This window comes from Plantactinospora sp. B6F1 (assembly GCF_040120695.1).
Lineage (GTDB): Bacteria > Actinomycetota > Actinomycetes > Mycobacteriales > Micromonosporaceae > Plantactinospora.
Genome location: NZ_JBEEAC010000015.1, coordinates 25,888 through 42,618, shown reverse-complemented (window position 1 = coordinate 42,618; position 16,731 = coordinate 25,888). Strand labels below are relative to the sequence as shown.

Annotated in this window: 12 protein-coding genes and 1 pseudogene; 4 read left to right on the top strand and 9 right to left on the bottom strand. The window is 72.5% G+C overall.

Annotation, left to right across the window (positions count from 1 at the left end; genetic code table 11):
- The first annotated feature begins 90 nt into the window (after positions 1 to 90).
- Both ABNF97_RS19780 and rpsT read left to right on the top strand, forming a co-directional pair.
- Entirely contained in the window at positions 91 to 1,071 is a 981-nt protein-coding gene (locus ABNF97_RS19780; RefSeq protein WP_349339382.1) for a phosphotransferase family protein, read from the top strand.
- Between the two features lie 182 nt (positions 1,072 to 1,253).
- The gene (gene rpsT / locus ABNF97_RS19775) at positions 1,254 to 1,520 is read left to right on the top strand and encodes a 30S ribosomal protein S20 (RefSeq protein WP_107269985.1); all 267 of its coding nucleotides are present in this window, start codon (positions 1,254 to 1,256) and stop codon (positions 1,518 to 1,520) included.
- Positions 1,521 to 2,285: 765 nt separating this feature from the next.
- On the opposite strand, the pseudogene ABNF97_RS19770 reads toward rpsT, so the two are convergent.
- From ABNF97_RS19770 to pepN, 9 genes and pseudogenes are all read right to left on the bottom strand, one after another.
- A pseudogene (locus ABNF97_RS19770) lies at positions 2,286 to 2,609 on the bottom strand (hypothetical protein); the annotation flags it as partial.
- The gene (holA, locus tag ABNF97_RS19765; protein ID WP_130461064.1) at positions 2,606 to 3,580 is read right to left on the bottom strand and encodes a DNA polymerase III subunit delta; all 975 of its coding nucleotides are present in this window, start codon (positions 3,578 to 3,580) and stop codon (positions 2,606 to 2,608) included. The gene holA and the pseudogene ABNF97_RS19770, both read right to left, overlap by 4 nt.
- A gap of 332 nt (positions 3,581 to 3,912) precedes the next feature.
- Positions 3,913 to 6,444: a ComEC/Rec2 family competence protein gene (locus ABNF97_RS19760; protein WP_349339381.1), complete on the bottom strand. Its 2,532-nt coding sequence runs from the start codon at positions 6,442 to 6,444 to the stop codon at positions 3,913 to 3,915.
- A 302-nt stretch (positions 6,445 to 6,746) separates the two neighbouring features.
- Positions 6,747 to 7,679, bottom strand: a complete 933-nt coding sequence (locus ABNF97_RS19755) for a ComEA family DNA-binding protein (protein WP_502930522.1) — start codon at positions 7,677 to 7,679, stop codon at positions 6,747 to 6,749.
- A 217-nt stretch (positions 7,680 to 7,896) separates the two neighbouring features.
- Positions 7,897 to 8,742 (bottom strand): DegV family protein, encoded by an 846-nt coding sequence (locus ABNF97_RS19750; protein ID WP_349339380.1) that lies wholly within the window; start codon positions 8,740 to 8,742, stop codon positions 7,897 to 7,899.
- 79 nt (positions 8,743 to 8,821) lie between these two features.
- Positions 8,822 to 9,451, bottom strand: a complete 630-nt coding sequence (locus ABNF97_RS19745) for a histidine phosphatase family protein (protein WP_349339379.1) — start codon at positions 9,449 to 9,451, stop codon at positions 8,822 to 8,824.
- On the bottom strand, positions 9,448 to 9,846 hold the full coding sequence (gene rsfS, locus ABNF97_RS19740) for a ribosome silencing factor (RefSeq protein ID WP_130461068.1): 399 nt from the start codon (positions 9,844 to 9,846) through the stop codon (positions 9,448 to 9,450). The genes ABNF97_RS19745 and rsfS overlap by 4 nt, the downstream gene beginning before the upstream one ends.
- Positions 9,847 to 9,945: 99 nt before the next feature.
- Positions 9,946 to 10,542: a nicotinate-nucleotide adenylyltransferase gene (gene nadD, locus ABNF97_RS19735; RefSeq protein WP_130461069.1), complete on the bottom strand. Its 597-nt coding sequence runs from the start codon at positions 10,540 to 10,542 to the stop codon at positions 9,946 to 9,948.
- A 114-nt stretch (positions 10,543 to 10,656) separates the two neighbouring features.
- Entirely contained in the window at positions 10,657 to 13,179 is a 2,523-nt protein-coding gene (pepN, locus tag ABNF97_RS19730) for an aminopeptidase N (protein WP_349339378.1), read from the bottom strand.
- 72 nt (positions 13,180 to 13,251) lie between these two features.
- Here pepN and ABNF97_RS19725 point away from each other — a divergent pair, with 72 nt between their 5' ends.
- Both ABNF97_RS19725 and ABNF97_RS19720 read left to right on the top strand, forming a co-directional pair.
- A complete protein-coding gene (locus ABNF97_RS19725) occupies positions 13,252 to 13,470 on the top strand; it encodes a DUF397 domain-containing protein (RefSeq protein WP_101371446.1) in 219 nt (72 codons plus the stop codon).
- A 353-nt stretch (positions 13,471 to 13,823) separates the two neighbouring features.
- Positions 13,824 to 16,493, top strand: coding sequence for a PQQ-dependent sugar dehydrogenase (locus tag ABNF97_RS19720; RefSeq protein WP_349339377.1), 2,670 nt, complete (start codon positions 13,824 to 13,826; stop codon positions 16,491 to 16,493).
- Positions 16,494 to 16,731 lie beyond the last annotated feature (238 nt).

The window sequence follows — 16,731 nt, the reverse complement described above, 5'->3', positions numbered from 1 at the left end:
CCGGGGGTCCGGCTCGACCCCGCCTCCGGTGGCCCCGCCCGACCCGGGCCACTCCGGGCCGGCCCGAGCGAAGCAGGGCAGACTTGTGACATGGCAGCCATCTCGGTACCGCCCAGACCGTACGACGCGACCGCCGTACGCCCGGGCTGGGCCGATCTCCCCGCCGAGCTACGGGCGGCGATCAGCGCCCGCCTGGGCGCCCGGGTCGACTCGGCCGGCACCGCAGGCGGCGGGTTCACCGGCGGGTTCGCCGGGGTGCTGCGGACCGTGGCCGGAGACCGGGTCTTCGTCAAGGCGGCGTCCCTGGTCGACCAGCGACACCTCAGCGACTGGTACGCCCGGGAGGCGGCGATCACCGCCGCGCTGCCAGCCGGGCTCGCCGTCGCCCGCCCCCGCTGGACGCTGACCGCCGCCGGATACCACGTGATCTGCCTGGACGCCATCGACGGTCGGATGCCGGGGCTACCCTGGCTGCCGGCCGAGTTGGCGGCGACCCTCGACACGTACGCGACCGTCGCGGCAGCGCTCCGGGAGCCTCCGGCCGAGCTGGCAGTACTGGGCGTACCACGGCTCGCCGACCTCGCCCGGGCCGACCTGGCCTGGTGGGCCGAGTTGGCGGCCGGCCGGGAGACCGTGCCGGAGCTACCCGCCGTCGCCCGGCACCGGCTGCCGCAACTGGCCGCGCTGGAGGCCAGGTTTCCCGGGTACGCCGACCTGCCGTCGATGATCCATGGCGACCTGCGGGTGGACAACGTACTGCTGGACCGGAGCGGAGCCGCCTGGCTCTGTGACTGGACGTGGCTCTGCTACGGCCCACCCTGGTTCGACCTGGCCAGTCTGCTGGTCACCGGGTACGCCAGCGGGCTGGACGCCGACGCCCTGTTCGCCACCCACCCGGCGGCACGGGACGCCCCGGTCGACGGGCTGGACGCCGCGCTCGCCGCCCTCTCCGGGTACTGGCTGGTCAACGCGGCGGCCGATTCCGACCCAGGCTCACCGCACATCCGGGCCCACCAGCGGTGGAGTGCGGAGACCGCGCTCGGCTGGCTGGCCGAGCGCCAGGGATGGTAGAGCTGTGGCGCCAGGACGGTAGAGCTGTGGCGCCGGGGATGGTAGTGGGCTGTTTTGGCTCCGGCGCGGCGTACCTGGTAACGTGGCTTTTCGCGCGTGCCGACACGGCCGTACTCCGACGTGCGTCGTCGCCCGCGCATCCAAGGCAAACGTAACCCTAGCTACCAGGACGAGGCTGTCGCGTGGCGAACATCAAGTCCCAGATCAAGCGCAACCGGCAGAACGAGAAGCGCCGGCTGCGTAACAAGTCGGTCAAGTCGTCGCTGAAGACCGCCATCCGCAAGTTCCACGAGGCGACCGAGAGCGGAGACAGCGCCAAGGCGACCGAGCTGATGCGGGACGCCTCGCGCAAGCTCGACAAGGCTGTCAGCAAGGGCGTGATCCACCAGAACCAGGCGGCGAACCGCAAGTCTGCGATCGCCAAGCGGCTGCAGTCGCTCTCTGCCTGACGGTCCCTCCGCCTGACGGCGGAGCCCCACACCTGACGTGTGGCCCCCCGAGCCGGCCGGCTCGGGGGGCCACACGTGTTCGTTTCGACGCGGCACACGGATGCGGGCCGGGCCCGGCGGCTACCGGTAGCGGCGTCTCGCCGACTGGCGGCCGATGTCGATCGGATCATGCCGGGAGAGCCAGCCCCCGTCCGGTCGTTGGTCCAGGCGTTCGACCAGGCCGCTGTTGCGGGCCCGAGCGGTTGCGGCGGGTCGTGCCGGCTGCTCCTGCCGGCTCTGCGGCAACCCGGAGTACGGTCGGCCGTGCTCGCGCCGCCCGGCGTCGCCACCCTCCCCGCCGTCGGCCCGGACCGGCGTGGTCGGGTCGACATGGGGCCGACGCCGTCCGCCGAGCTCCAGCCGGGCCCGGAGCAGCGCCGTCATGCCGAACGAGCGGGCAACCAGCAACCGGGCCGGCAGCCGGTTGGCCGAGGCGGTCCGGTGCGTCGGTGCGCCGTGGCCAGTCTGGCTGCCGTGGCCCGTCTGGCTGCCGTGGCCAGACGCTGCGCCGTTACCGGACCGGGCGGCATCCCCAGTCGGGCCCTGGCCGGACCGGGCGCCGTCACCAGACGCTGCGCCGTTACCGGACCGGGCGCCCTGGCCGGACCGGCCGTCGTGGACAGTCCGGGAGCCCTGGCTGGTCCCGGCACTGTGGTCACCGGCGGTGCCAGATCCGGGGGCGGTCAGCCGGTGGGTCTGTCCGGACGCGACCAGTGACCGCTTGGGCACACTGGCCCGGCCGACCGCCGGCTGGATCTGCCGACGGAACCGTTCCCGCTCCTGGGCGGGTACCCGGGCCGCTGAGCGGAGCACCGCCGCGGCCACCACGTCGTTGATCTTCACCATGACCGCGACGGTCGCGGGCAGAACGAGTACGCCCCACCAGTTCACCAACTCGGCGAGCGCGAGCAGCAGGCCGAGGGCCACGGTGCCCTCGAAGAAGACGAAGCAGAGCATCCCGCCCGGGTCGACGTGCCGGAGCCGCAGCACGCGGGCGTACAGCGGTCGTAACCGCTCCTCGTCCGCCGGCATCGCCGTCACCGCGGTCATCGTGATGCGCTCGCCCTGCGGGCGGTCGCGACCGCGACCACGGCACGCTCCAGGGCATAGCCCCGGTCATCGGAACCGCCCTTGACGGCGGCGTTGCACTCGGCGGCGGCGTACATGGCGTCGGCCAGCCCTTCCGGTGTCCAGCCCCGGCCGACCCGCTGCGCCTTCTCGATCTTCCACGGTGGCATGCCCAGGCTGCTCGCCAACTGGTAGGCGCTGCCCCGGCCCGCCGAGCTGACCCGGGCGACCGTGCGCACTCCGTCAGCGATCGCGTCGGCTATCGGCACCGGGTCGACCCCGACGTGCAACGCCCAGCGCAGTGCCTCCAGCGCGCCCGGCACGTCACCGGCCATCGCCGCGTCGGCGACCGTGAACCCGCTCACCTCGGCCCGCCCCCGGTAGTACCGGGCGACGGTGTCGACGCCGATCCGTCCGTCGGTGTCGGCCAACAACTGCGAACAGGCGGAGGCGAGTTCGCGAAGGTCGTTGCCGACCGCCGCGATGAGCGCCTCGGCCGCGTCGTCCGTGCATCGGCCGCCGCCGCGCCGGATCTCGTCCCGGACGAACGCGACCCGGTCCCGGTGGCCCTTCAGCTTCGCCGCCGGCAGGACCTCCGCACCGGCTGCCCGGAGGCCGTCGGCGAAGGCCTTGCCCTTGGCCCCGCCGAGGTGGGTGACCACCAACTGCACCTCGGGGTCGGGATTCTTCGCGTACGCCAGCAGCGTCGCGGCCAGGTCCTTCTTGGCGTCCTGTCCAGCCCGGACCACCAGTACCCGCCGACCGCCGAAGAGGGACGGTCCGAGCAGTTCGGCGATCTCTCCCGCTCCCAACGCACCCGCCTCATGGTCGTGTACGTCGACGTCCGGGTCGGCGGCTCTGGCCGCGTCGACCACTCCGGCGACCGCTCTGGTGGCGAGCAGTTCTTCGTCACCGAGCACGAGTACGACGGGGGCGAGACTAGCGGGGGTCACGAGGTCATCGTCGCACGTGGCGTGCGTTCATCGGGCCTGGTCACCCGGCTCGCTGCGGCTGACCCCGCACTTAGTGCAAATCCAGACATCTATCTTAACCCTGGCATTCCACGCCAGTGGTTGTGGTGACCGGTCGGAGCCTACCGCCCGAGCCGGTCGGCACAGCGTCACCACGCGGGGCCGGATAATCGCCACACTCGAACGGGTGCCGGGCGGCGCGACCGGCATCGTCCGCATCGCCACCCAGCCCCCAGGCCCGGACGGCCGGCACGAGACTCCTGGTTTGCCCGGTATGGAGCGGGCGGCCCACCTGCCGGGCGACGAAGCCGAGATCACCGGGTGGACCCATCGCCGACGTCCAGTCCCCGGACCGCCACCGAGAGCTGTCCGCCGCCCGCCCCGACCACCGCCAGATCCCCGTCCCGGTCGGTGCGCAGCACCCGGACGCCCGACCGGGCCAACCGGTCCAGCACTCCGGCGTTGGGATGCCCGTATCCGTTGTCGACGCCGACCGGCACCAACGCCACCGCCGGACGTACGGTGTCGAGGAACGCCGGCTCCTGGTACGCCGAGCCGTGGTGAGCAAGTTTCAACACGTCCACCCGGAGCCGGGCGACCGGCACGGACTCCAGGAGCGCCCGCTGCTCCTCGGTCTCGGCATCCCCGGAGAGCAGGATGCTGACTCCGCCCACCTGTGCCCGCAGGACCAGGGAATTGTTGTTCGGGTCCGAGCGGGTGCCCCGGATCGGATACGGCGGACCCAGCAGGACCAGCGCCACCGAGCCGGCCGCGTAGGTCCAACCGGCACCGACCGTGCCGACCGGTACGCCGTTCGCGCTGCCGGCGCGCTCGACAGTGGCGCGTCCCTCGGCCGGCTCCAGCCACTGCGGGACGACCACCGCGTCCACCCGCCGTCCCCGGAAGACTCCGTCCACCCCGTTCACGTGGTCGGCGTGGAAGTGGCTCACCACCAGCAGGGACACCGCCCGTACGCCGAGCCGGCGCAGACAGCGGTCCACCGCCCCGGGGTCCGGGCCAGCGTCCACCACCACCGCCCGGCCGACGCCGACCGGCAGCACCAGGCTGTCGCCCTGACCCACCGCGCAGGCCACGACCACCCAGCCGGCCGGTGGCCACCCGGTGGCGACCAACCGCACCGGCAACGCGCCGACCACCACGGCAGCCGCGACCACCGCGACGAGCCGGCGCACCAGCGGCCGACGGACGGCGATCAGCAGCGCCACGGTCAGCACCCCGAGTAGCAACCCGCCAGCCACCCCGTCCAGCCAGGGCAACGTCCCGGCGGGCAGTCGTGCGCCGTACCGGGCCACCAGGACGAGCCACCACGCCGGCCAGCTGCCGAGCCACGCCATGCCCTCCGCGCCGGTGGGCCAGATCGGCGAGAGCACCGCCGCCGTCACCCCGAGCACCGTGGCGGGTGCCACCGCCGGCACCGCCAGAAGGTTGGCCGGTACGGCCACCAGACTGATCGTGCCGGAGAGCCCCGCCACCACCGGCGCGCAGGCCAGCTGCGCCGCTGCCGGGATGGCCAGCGCCTCCGCCGCACCTGCCGGCACACCCCGACGCCGCAGCGCATCCCGCCACCGGGGAGCGAGCAGCAGAAGCCCGCCGGTGGCCAGTACCGAGAGCGCGAATCCCGCGTCGCCGGCCAGCTCCGGGTCGACGACCACCAGTACGGTGACCGCGCTGGCCAGCGCCGGCAGGGCGGCCCGTGGTCGTCCGACCGCCAGCGCCAGCAGACCGATCGCCCCCATCGTGGCGGCCCGGACCACGCTCGGCGAGGGTCGGGCCAGAACGACAAAACCGACCAGTGCGGCACCCGAGAGCACGGCGGCGAGCCAGGGCCCGGCCCGGGCCCACCTGGCCAGCAACAGCACCAGCCCGACCACGATCGCCACGTTGGATCCGGAGACCGCCGTCAGGTGGGTCATACCCGTGATCAGGAAGTCCTCCTCGACCGCCGGCTCCAGCCGGCTGGTGTCGCCGACCACCAGGCCTGGCAGCAACCCGCCCGGTTCGGTGGGCAGCGGCGCGGCGGCTCGTTGCAGCCCGGCCCGCAACGAGCCGGCCGCCCGCTGTGCCCAGGACGGTGTCCCCTGTGGCACGGGTGGGGTGCTCACCGTCAGTACGGCGGCGGTGAGGTCGCCGCCGCGCGGCGCCGCCAGTCGCCCGGTGGCGGTCACCCGTTGACCGGGCAGCAGCCCACGCCAGCCCGGATCGGTGGCCAGCACCAGAATCCGAGCCGGCATCCTGATCCGGCTCGTCTCCTCCTCGGCGAGCCAGACCAGCCGGGTCGACAAGAGATAGGTCGCCGGCCGCCCGGCGACGCCGCCGATCGGCCGTGGATCGTCCCGGACCACCAGTTCGGCGCGGACCCTGGCCCGGTCCTCAGCCAGCCGGCTGATCGGTGGCGCGTCCCGCACTCCCAGTCGGGCGGCCGTTGCCACGCTGCCGCAGACCACGCCGAGCAGGACGGTGACCACCACCCAACCGTGCCGGTCGCAAAGGGCACGGCCCTGGCGGCCGAGCTGCCCCGAGGTCACCACCCACCTCGACAGGGGCGACCGACGCGACAGGGTTGCCCACCCCGACCAAACCGACCGACGCGACAGGGTTGCCCATTCCGACCGAACCGACCGACGCGACAGGGCCAGCCGCCCCGAAAGGGCCAGCGCGGCGCCGCCGGCCAGCGCCGCGACCAGCACGGTCGGGCCCGTGCCGAGCAGGAGCCCGGCCAGCGCCGACAGCCAGGACCCGAGCGCCAGCCCGGCCAGCCGAAGATCCGGCGGTTGGCGATGCTCGGGCACGTCCACCACGCCCTGGTCCGTACCGCTGGACGCCATGCCGGAAGCGGCCTCCATCTGGTGTGTGCCGGCCTCGCCGGCCGGCTGGGCCCGGGGTGCTGGGTGGGCCCGGCGGGCGGAGTTGCCTGAGTTGGCCCGCTGAGCTCGGCCGGCCCGCTGAGCTTGATTGGCCGGCTGAGACTGGTTGGCCGGCTGAGACTGGTTGGCCGGCTGAGACTGGTTGGCCGGCTGAGACTGGTTGGCCGGCTGAGACTGGTTGACCCGAAGTGGTCGGTTGGCCCGCTGGCCCTTATCGGCCGGATGGGCCGGGTTGGCCGGGGCGATGCGCCGGTGGTGGGCCGTCACACCGTCACCAGGTCCTTGAGGTCCTCGTAGCGGGCGTCTCCGATGCCGCTGACCTGCCGAAGGTCGGCCACCGAGCGGAAACCACCGTGTTCTTCGCGGTGCGCCACGATGCGCTGCGCGAGCACCGGCCCGACTCCGGGCAGGGCATCGAGTTGCGCCACGGTAGCGGTGTTGAGGTTGACTCTCCCACCGCCCGGCTGGGCGCCAGCGCCGCCCGCAGCCGCACCGGGCGGTGCGCCGCCGCCCGGGCCGGCTCCGGGTGGCGGAGTCACTCCGACCAGGATCAACTCGCCGTCGGTCACCTTGCGGGCGAGATTGAGCAGCGCCACGTCGACACCGGGCAGTGCCCCGCCGGCAGATTGCAGAGCGTCGGCGACCCGGGCACCGGCGGGCAGGCGCACCAGACCGGGGCGGCGAACCTTGCCGGCGACCGCGACCACCACCTCGGCGGCGCCGACTGCGGACCCCGACGTCGACGGAGTCGGTCCGAACGCGGACGCCGGGGACGGCAGGGCCGCGACCGGCTCGGTGCGGGGACGGGACAGCCAGGCCCAGCCGGCCGCTCCGAGCACCACGACCACCGCTACCACGGCGAGGGCCCTGACGCCACGGCGTCCGGGGTCGAAGGCGCCCGGACCGGCCAGCCGGCCCGGCTCCGTCGAAGGGTCCGACCCGGTGCCGCCCAGAATGCCGCCGGAGGAATCCTGGCCGGCCGCAACGGCCTCGGGAGAAGCAAGGCCGCCCGCAACGGCGCCAGCGGAAACAGGACCAGCGGAAACGGGACCGACGGCAGGGAAACCGGCAGGAACAGGGCCGGTGAGAAGGGGACCGTCGAAGAGGGAGCTGTCGGCCAACCGCTCCGCCGAGGTGGCGCGGTCACCGCGTAGCCGGGCGAGGCGTTGCCGCACCAGGGTTTCGTCGTCGGACACCCGGCGAAAATAGGCGACCGGCGCGACGTCGCATCGGCCGCCCAGGGCCAGTCTGTGGACAACCGACGCCACTGTGGACAACGCCCTGATCAAGCGAAAGTGTGCTATGGGCTGCACCGGGAACCCGAGGTCACCGGCGTGCCTGCCGGAGAGAAGCCGGTTCCGCCGGCCGAAGCGACGAGCCGGGGACCGGACCTCAGCTACCGGCGGACCTCAGCTACCGGCGGTGCACCACCACGCAGACCAGTCCCGGCCCGGTGTGTGTGGCGATCACCGCGCCGGCCTCCGTGACGTACGTGGCCCGGAGCCGGTCGCCGAGGCGGCTGCTCAGCCTCTCCGCCAGGTCCGCCACCCGGTCCGGTACGGCGAGATGGTGCAGCGCCACCTCGACCTCGCCCGTACCGGCCGCCTCCACGGCGAGGTCGACCAGCCGGGTCAGCCCGCGTCCGGCGGTGCGGACCCGGTCCCGCAGCACGATTCCGCCGTCGGCCACGTGCAGGATCGGCTTCACCGACAGAGCGGTACCGAGCAGCGCCTCGGCGGCGTTGATCCGGCCACCGCGCCGAAGGAACTCCAGGGTGTCGACGTAGAAGAAGGTGTTGGTCCGGGCGATGGCGTCCAGCGCCGCCCGGCGTACCTCGGTCAGGCCCGCACCCCGGGCGGCGGCCTCGGCGGCGGCGAGCGCCGGGAAGCCGAGACCCATCCCGGTCGACCGGGCGTCGACCACGGTGACCCGGGGACCCAACTCGGCGGCGGCCAGCCGGGCCGCGTCCACCGTGCCGGAGAGTTCAGCCGACAGGTGTACCGAGACGACGCCGTCGGCACCCCCGGCCAGCACCCGGCGGTACGTCTCGACGAACTCCTCCGGCGCCGCCCGGGACGTGCTCATCGAGAACCGCCGGGCGCTCAGCGCCTGGGCCGCGTCCGCCGGCCCGACGTCGACGCCCTCCCGTCCGGGAGTCCCGTCGACCACGACGATCAGCGGTATGACGGTGAGCGAGTACCGGTCGAGCAGTTCGGTTGGCAGGTAGGCGGTGGAGTCGGTGACGACCGCGACAGGCATTCCGGCACGGTAGCCGATCCCGGCGGCGAGACGACCGGCCAGCCAGCCAGCAGAGAACCGAGCGCAGAGCGTGCACGGCTCAGACGGGGGTCGGCGCCGGCCCCGGGGTGATCAAACCGACGTTGTGCCCGCGCAACTGCCAGCCGCGCACCTCGTCGTACCGCAACTCGGTCCAGTGGCAGTTGTTCAGCGGCCCGACCGACCGCAGCACGGTCGAGTCCCAGCCGAGCAGGTAGCCGCAGCCCTGCCGGGCGCCGCCGCCGTGCGTGGCGATCACGATGGTGCCGCCCGGTGCGGCGTCGGCCGCCTCCTGCAACGCGGTGCCGACCCGCTTGCCGAGGTCGTCCAGGCTCTCCACCTCGGCGCCGGGATCCGGGTCGCCGGCCCGCCAGCGGGCGTACTCGGCGGGGAACCGCTGCGCCACCTCGGTCATCAGCAGCCCTTGCCACTGCCCGTAGAACCGTTCCCGGAGCCGGGCATCGGTGCGGACCGGCAGCCCGGTCAGGGCCACCAACGCGGCAGCGGTGTCGGCCGCCCGACGAAGGTCACTGGCGACGATCGCGTCCGGACGCAGCGCGGAGAGCAGCGGTGCCGCCTGGGCAGCCTGCTCGCGGCCGAGGTCGTTCAGCGGTACGTCGAGTTGTCCCTGCACCCGGTTGGCGGCGTTCCAGTCCGTGTTGCCGTGTCGCCAGACGATCAGCCGGGTCATTCGGCGATGCCCGCCTCGGCCTCCACCAGGTCCCGATCGACGAACGGGATCGTCGGGCAGTCCTTCCACAGCCGGTCGAGTGCGTAGAACTCGCGCTCTTCGCTGTGCTGGACGTGCACCACCAGGTCGACGTAGTCGAGCAACACCCAGCGGCCGGCGCGCTCGCCCTCGCGACGGACCGGCTTGGCCTTCTCCGGCAGACCGACCAGCGCCTCCTCGATCGCGTCCACGATCGCGGTCACCTGTCGCTCGTTCGGCGCGGAGGCGAGCAGGAACGCATCGGTGATCACCAGCTGGTCCGCAACGTCGATGATGACGACGTCCTGCGCCTTCTTGTCGACTGCGGCCTGCGCGGCGACCGTTGCCAGCTCACGGGCGCGGTCGGAAGCTGTCACCATTCTCCTTCGATCAACCGTTGGACCCTCCTAGCCTCTCACACGGGGGCGCGGTACGGCTCGGCGGTTAACGAACGATGAGCATGAAACCCGGCGAAATCACCCGAGATAGAGCCCTCGTTTGGCGATGTACTGCACCACACCGTCGGGGACGAGGTACCAGAGCGGCCCACCGGCAGCCACCCTGGCACGGCAGTCGGTGGAGGAAATCGCCATCGCGGGCACCTCGACCAGGCTGACGGTGTCGGCCGGCAGGTGCGCGTCGGAGAGGACGAACCCGGGCCGGGTCACCCCGATGAAATGGGCCAGTTCGAACATCTGGTCGAGATCCTTCCAGGAGAGGATCTTCTCCAGCGCGTCGGCACCGGTGATGAAGAAGAGCTGCACCTTCGGGCCGCACTCCGCGTGCAGGTCACGAAGGGTGTCGACGGTGTAGGTCGGACCACCCCGGTCGATGTCGGCCCGGCTCACCTGGAATCGCGGGTTCGAGGCCGTCGCGATCACCGTCATCAGGTAGCGGTCCTCGGCCGAACTGACCGGCTCGTCCGCCTTCTGCCACGGCTGCCCCGTGGGCACGAAGACAACCTCGTCCAACTCGAACCGGTCGGCCACCTCGCTCGCCGCGACGAGGTGCCCGTGGTGGATCGGGTCGAAGGTGCCCCCCATGATCCCTATCCGCCGGATGTCTGCCTCCACGGCTTGATCGTAAGCCGGACCCGCCGCCCGTTCCGGCGATCATGAGCCAGATCGCACTTTCCGGCCGATCGCCCGGCAGACGAAACCGTGGGCGGCAGACGAAACCGTGGCGGCTCACCGCCGCGCGGCGAGCGCCCGGCGCAGGTCGTCGTCCTCGTCGACCACCACTCGGCGCAGGCCGGGCGGCAGGTCGTCCCGGTGCAGCAGCGCCGCCGCCAGTTCCCGGGTCCGCGCCGAGACGGCGTACCGCGGATAGGCCAGCCCGGCGACCCGGTCGGCCACCCAGGGGGTACGGCGCCGCGCCGCCGCCGGCATCTCGGCAAAGTACCGCTCCACATAGGAGCTCGTCAGCTCCCCCTGCTCCGGCTGCCAGAATCCGCGGGCGGTCGCCTCCAGCAGCCGGTTCGACAGGCTCGTCTCCCCGACGATCAACCGCCAGGCGTGCTCCTTGGCCGCTGGCTCCGGCAGGGCCGCCCGACAGGTCGCGGCCCACTCCGCTCCGCTGGCGCTGGCGTCCTCGGCCTGCTCGGCGGCGATTTCCGGCCCACCCGCCACGCCGAGCACGACCAGCCGGCGCAGTACCGCCCAGCGCAGCTCGGCGTCGACCGTAAGCCCGTCGGGAACCTCCTTGCCCGCCAGCCAGCCGGTCAGCCGGGCCGCGTCGACGGTCGAGGAGATCCACCCGCGCGCCGCGGCGAGCTGGCCCGAGCCGCCGGGTGGCGCCACCGCGAGCAGCCGGACACAGGCCCCGGCGAGCTGCTCCAGCGCGGCCGGCCGGACCTCCGGCTCCAGGTGGCGGTCGAGCAGGTCGCGGGTCCGACCCAGCACGTCCTGCACCACGACCACCTCGGTCTCGGTCGGCAGGGCCGCCACCACCAACGCCACCAGCTCGGCCACCGGCCGTTCCGCGTCGGTCACCGCGTCCAGCATCTCCGCCCAGAGCAGTGCCCGGGCCAGCGGATCAGCCAGTTCGGGCAGGGCCGCCGGCACGGCGGCGGCCGAACCGGCGTCCAGGCGTACCTTGGCGAAGGTCAGGTCGCCGTCGTTGGGCAGCAGCAGCCGGGCCGCCGGCTGGCCGGTCAGCCCGCCGAGCACCGTACGACCGTGGTCCATCGCCGGGTCGAGGTCCACCTCGATCCGGTCCCGCAACCGCAGCCCGCTCCCCCCGCCGGCCGGATCGGAATCGTAGAGCCCGACGCCTATCCGGTGCGGGCGCAGCACCGGATGATCCGGCGGGGCACTCTGCACCAGGGCGACCTCCGCGTAGTGCCCGTCCTCGCCGAGCCGCACCTCGGCACGGAGGGTGTTGAGCTGCGGCTGGCGCAGCCACACCGCCGCCCAGCCGGTCAGGTCGCGACCGCTGCTGGCGGCGAGTGCCGCGAGCAGGTCGACGAGGGTGGCGTTGCCGAACCGGTGCGCGACGAAGTACTCCCGCAGCCCGGCCAGGAAGGCGTCGTCGCCGAGCCAGGCGACCAGCTGGCGGATGACCGCGGCGCCCTTGGCGTACGAGATGCCGTCGAGGTTGGAGAGCGCCTCGCTGGCGTCGAGTACCTCGGTCGGCGCGACCGGATGGGTGGAGGGACGCTGGTCGGCGGCGTACCCCCAGGCCTTGCGGCGCAGCGCGAAGGTGGTCCACGCCCCGTCGTACCGGGTCGCCTCGGCGGTCAGCCGGGTGCCGAAGTACTCGGCGAACGACTCGTTCAGCCACAGGTCATCCCACCAGCGCAGGGTGACCAGGTCGCCGAACCACATGTGCGACATCTCGTGCGCGATGACATTCGCCCGGTGCTCCCGCTCGGCCTCGGTCACCGCCGAGCGGGGGAGGAACTCGTCCCGGAGGGTGACCAGGCCCGGATTCTCCATCGCACCCATGTTGAACTCCGGCACGAACGCCTGGTCGTACTTGTCGAACGGGTAGCGCACCCCGAAGAGTCGATGCAGCCGGTCCAGGCACTGCCGGGTGACGGTGAGGATCTCCTCGGCGTCCCGGTCGAGGTGCTCGGCCAGCGATCGCCGGCAGTAGAGGGCCAGCGGGATGCCGTCGTGCTCGGCCCGGCGCACCTCGTACGGGCCGGCGACCAGCGTCACGAAGTAGCTGGCCAGTGGCGGGGTCGGGGCGAACACCGATCGTCCGGCGACCGGCTCGCTGGCGAGCCGCCCGTTCCCGGCCACGGTCCAGTTCGGCGGCGCGAGGACCGTCAGGGTCACCGGCGCCTTCAGGTCCGGCTGGTCGAAGCAGGGGAAGATCCGCTGGGCGTTGTCCACCCCCGACATCGCGTAGAGGTAGGTCTCGCCGTCGACCGGGTCGACGAACCGGTGCAGTCCCTCCCCGCTGTTCGAGTACGCCATCTCCGCCTCGACCGCCAGCGTGTTCTCGGCGGCCAGCCCGGTCAGCGGAAACCGGTTGTCGTCCAGCGCGGCCGGGTCCAGTTCGACGCCGTTGAGTCGTACTCCGAGCAGTCGGGCCGGCCTGACCTCGACGAACGTCGCCGCCCCCGGCGTGCTGGAGCGGAACCGGAGCGTGGTCGTCGACCGGAACCGCTCCGTTCCTCCGGTGAGATCCAGCGCGATGTCATACGACTCGACGGTGAGCAGGGCGGCGCGTTCCGCCGCCGCTACCCGGGTGAGGCTCGGCATCCGCTTATCCTGCACGATGGGCCCGTTGGACGGCCCGGTCCCGGGCAGATTCACCGATGGAGGAACCGACTGATGGCGCAGCACCCCAAGGGCGATTTCGACCTGTCGCGCGCCGTGTGGCAACGCGCCGAGGGCGACGACTCGGAGGGCGCGGTCGAGATCGCGTTCGTCGACGATCTGATCGGCATGCGCAACTCCGCCGAACCGGACGGTCCGGTGCTGGTCTTCACCCAGGCCGAGTGGGACGCCTTCGTGGCCGGCGCCCAGGACGGCGAGTTCGACCTCGACTAGGGAGTTCTCCGGCCGGCCGATCCGAGGTGGGCCGGCCGGGCGGAACCGCCTCGCCTGACCGGCCGGGTCCTCTCCGATGATCCGCCGAGGCGGCGCGTCGTGATCGGGCGGCATCACCCCAAACATCAGGCGACGTACGGTTAGCCCGTAGTCACGAGATGCTCACTCCGGGCGTGGCCGGGCTGCCGGCCTCCGCCCCTCCCCCTAGCGTGACAGGTCCTTTGTGCACCCGGTTCGGGACCGCGAAGGTCGCACCGTGCACGCACTGCTTGGAGCTGCGCCAAGTTGGGGGGAAACGAATGCCATCTTCCGCACGACCGTCCCCGGTCACCCGTCTGCTGCGGACAGGAGTCGTGGTCGCACTGGTCGCCGCGCTGGCCGCGCCGATCTCGGGTACGGCACCCGCCGCCGCGGTGGTGCTGCCGACCGGCCTCCAGGAACAGGTCGTCTTCACCGGCCTGAACCAACCGACCAACATCGAGTTCGCCCCGGACGGGCGGATCTTCGTCGCCGAGAAGGGCGGCCGGATCAAGGTGTACGACGACCTCGCCGACACCACCGCGACCGTCTTCGCCGACCTGTCGGCGAATGTGCACAACCAACACGACCGGGGGCTGCTCGGGTTGGCCCTGCACCCGGACTTCCCCACCCAGCCGTACGTCTACGTGCTCTACGCGTACGACGCGCCACCGGGGCAGACCGCGCCGTACTGGAACGACAACTGCGCCTCGGTCGGCGGTACCAACGGCGGGCGGTGCATCGTCACCGGCCGGCTCTCCCGGCTGACCGCCGCCGGCAACACGATGACCGGCACCGAGCAGGTGTTCATCGAGGACTGGTGTCAGCAGTACGCCAGCCACGCCACCGGTGACCTGCGGTTCGGTGCCGACGGGATGCTGTACGCCACCGCCGGGGACGGGGCCAGCTACGACCTGGTCGACTACGGTCAGCTCGGCAACCCGCCGAACCCCTGTGCCGACCCGCCCGGTGGCACGATGACCCCGCCGACCGCCGAGGGCGGCGCGCTGCGCGCCCAGGACTCCCGGACCACCGCCGACCCGACCAGCCTGGACGGTACGGTGCTGCGACTCGACCCGCTGACCGGTGCCGCCGCCCCCGGCAACCCGTCGGCGGCCAGCCCCGACCCGAACACCCGGCGGATCGTCGCGCAGGGCCTGCGCAACCCGTTCCGGTTCACCATCCGGCCCGGTACCAACGAGGTGTGGGCCGGTGACGTGGGCTGGACCCGCTGGGAGGAGGTCAACCGGGTGGTCGACCCCACCGCCGGGGTGACCAACTTCGGCTGGCCCTGCTACGAGGGCGCCGGACGGCAGAGCGGCTACGACAGCGCCAACCTCGACCTGTGCGAGAGCCTCTACAGCGGTGCCGGGCAGACGGCGCCGTTCTACACGTACGACCACGCGGCAAGGGTGGTGGCCGGGGAAGCCTGCCCGACCGGCAGCTCCTCGATCTCCGGTGCCGCCTTCTACCCGGCCGCCGGCGGCAGCTACCCGGCCGAGTACGCGGGCGCGCTCTTCTTCTCCGACTACTCCCGGGACTGTATCTGGGCGATGCTGCCCGCCGCGCCCGGTGGGCTGCCGGTGGCGTCCGACCGACGTACCTTCGGCAGCGCCGCGGCGAACCCGGTAGACCTGGCCATCGGGCCGGGCGGCGACCTCTACTACGTCGACCACGCCGGTTCGGTACGCCGGATCCGCTACTTCCCCGGCAACCAGCCGCCGGTCGCGTCGATCGCCGCCTCCCCCACCTCCGGGACGGCACCGTTGACGGTCACCTTCGACGGCACCGGCTCCACGGACGCCGACCCGGCCGACGCGGGCCGGCTGCGCTACGAGTGGGACTTCACCGACGACGGCACCGTTGACGCCACCACGGCGACGGCCTCGTACACCTACCCGGCCGGCGGCCCGTACACCGCCCGGCTCACCGTCTACGACACGCTGGACGCCTCCGGCACTCAGACGGTGCCGATCCAGACCGGCAACAGCATGCCGACCGCGGTGATCGACACCCCGGGCAGCGACTTCACCTGGGCGGTCAACGACCCGATCAGCTTCACCGGGCACGCGACCGACCCCGACCAGGGCACCCTGCCGGCGAGCGCGCTGCACTGGCGGATGCTGCTGCACCACTGCTACACGCTGGACAACTGCCACATCCACACGTTGCAGGACTTCACCGGCACCAGCGGCAGCATGCTCGGACCGGACCACGAGTATCCGTCCTATCTGGAGCTGGTGCTGACCGCCACGGACAGCGGCGGGTTGTCGCACAGCACCAGCGTGCGACTCGACCCGAAGACCGTCGACCTGACCGTCGACTCCAGCCCGTCGGGCCTGCAACTGGTGTTCGGCGCGACCGCGCAGGCGACGCCGTTCACCCGTACCGTCATCCAGGGGTCGAGCAACACCGTCAGCGCGGTCACCCCGCAGACCCTCGACGGCGTACCGTACGTCTTCGGCTCCTGGTCCGACGGCGGGTCCCAGACCCACGTGATCACCGCCCCGACCAGCCCTACCAGCTACATCGCTACCTACCAACCGCAGTCCGGCAGCGTTCGGCTGCCCCAGTCAGCCTGGACGGTGGCCGGTGCGGACAGCCAGGAGACACTACTGGTCAATGGCCGGGCGACCAATGTGCGGGACGGCAACACGTCGTCGATCTGGCACACTCGGCGGCTACTGTCCAATTCGTCGCACCCGCACTGGATCGACCTCGACCTGGGCAGCGCCCGTACGGTCAACCGGCTCTACTACCTGCCCCGGCAGGGCTCCAACACCGGCGGCCGGATCACCGGCTACGAGGTGTACGTCTCGAACAGCCGGAGCAGTTGGGGCACGGCGGTGGCCGCCGGCACGTTCCCGGACAGTGCGGCGGAACAGACGGTGACGATCCCGCCGACCAGCGGCCGGTACATCCGGCTCCAGGCCCTCGGTGAGGTCGACGGCAACCGCTGGACCTCGGTGGCCGAACTCAACGTCGGCGTCGTGCCGACCGGCTGACCGGCTGACCGGCTGACCAGCCAACCGGCCAGCTCTCGGTGACCGGGCGATGGAACGGCTCCTGCCGTCGCCATCGCCCGGTCACCACACCCGCCGACCACACCGCCGGATCACCACACCGCCGGTTCATCGGGCGGCTCGGGCACCGTCTAGGCGGGTCCGCCGGACGGGCGGGCCTGCTACCGTGGACGCGTGCGGATGGCATCGAACGGTTGGTGGCTGCCCTGACGGGCGGCCC

Excerpts from the sequence above, each read along its gene's own strand:
- ABNF97_RS19780 (WP_349339382.1), top strand. The coding sequence starts at position 91 with ATGGCAGCCATCTCGGTACCGCCCAGACCGTACGACGCGACCGCCGTA.
- ABNF97_RS19760 (WP_349339381.1), bottom strand. The coding sequence starts at position 6,444 with ATGGCGTCCAGCGGTACGGACCAGGGCGTGGTGGACGTGCCCGAGCAT.
- ABNF97_RS19750 (WP_349339380.1), bottom strand. The coding sequence starts at position 8,742 with ATGCCTGTCGCGGTCGTCACCGACTCCACCGCCTACCTGCCAACCGAA.
- ABNF97_RS19745 (WP_349339379.1), bottom strand. The coding sequence starts at position 9,451 with ATGACCCGGCTGATCGTCTGGCGACACGGCAACACGGACTGGAACGCC.
- pepN (WP_349339378.1), bottom strand. The coding sequence starts at position 13,179 with ATGCCGAGCCTCACCCGGGTAGCGGCGGCGGAACGCGCCGCCCTGCTC.
- ABNF97_RS19725 (WP_101371446.1), top strand. The coding sequence starts at position 13,252 with ATGGCGCAGCACCCCAAGGGCGATTTCGACCTGTCGCGCGCCGTGTGG.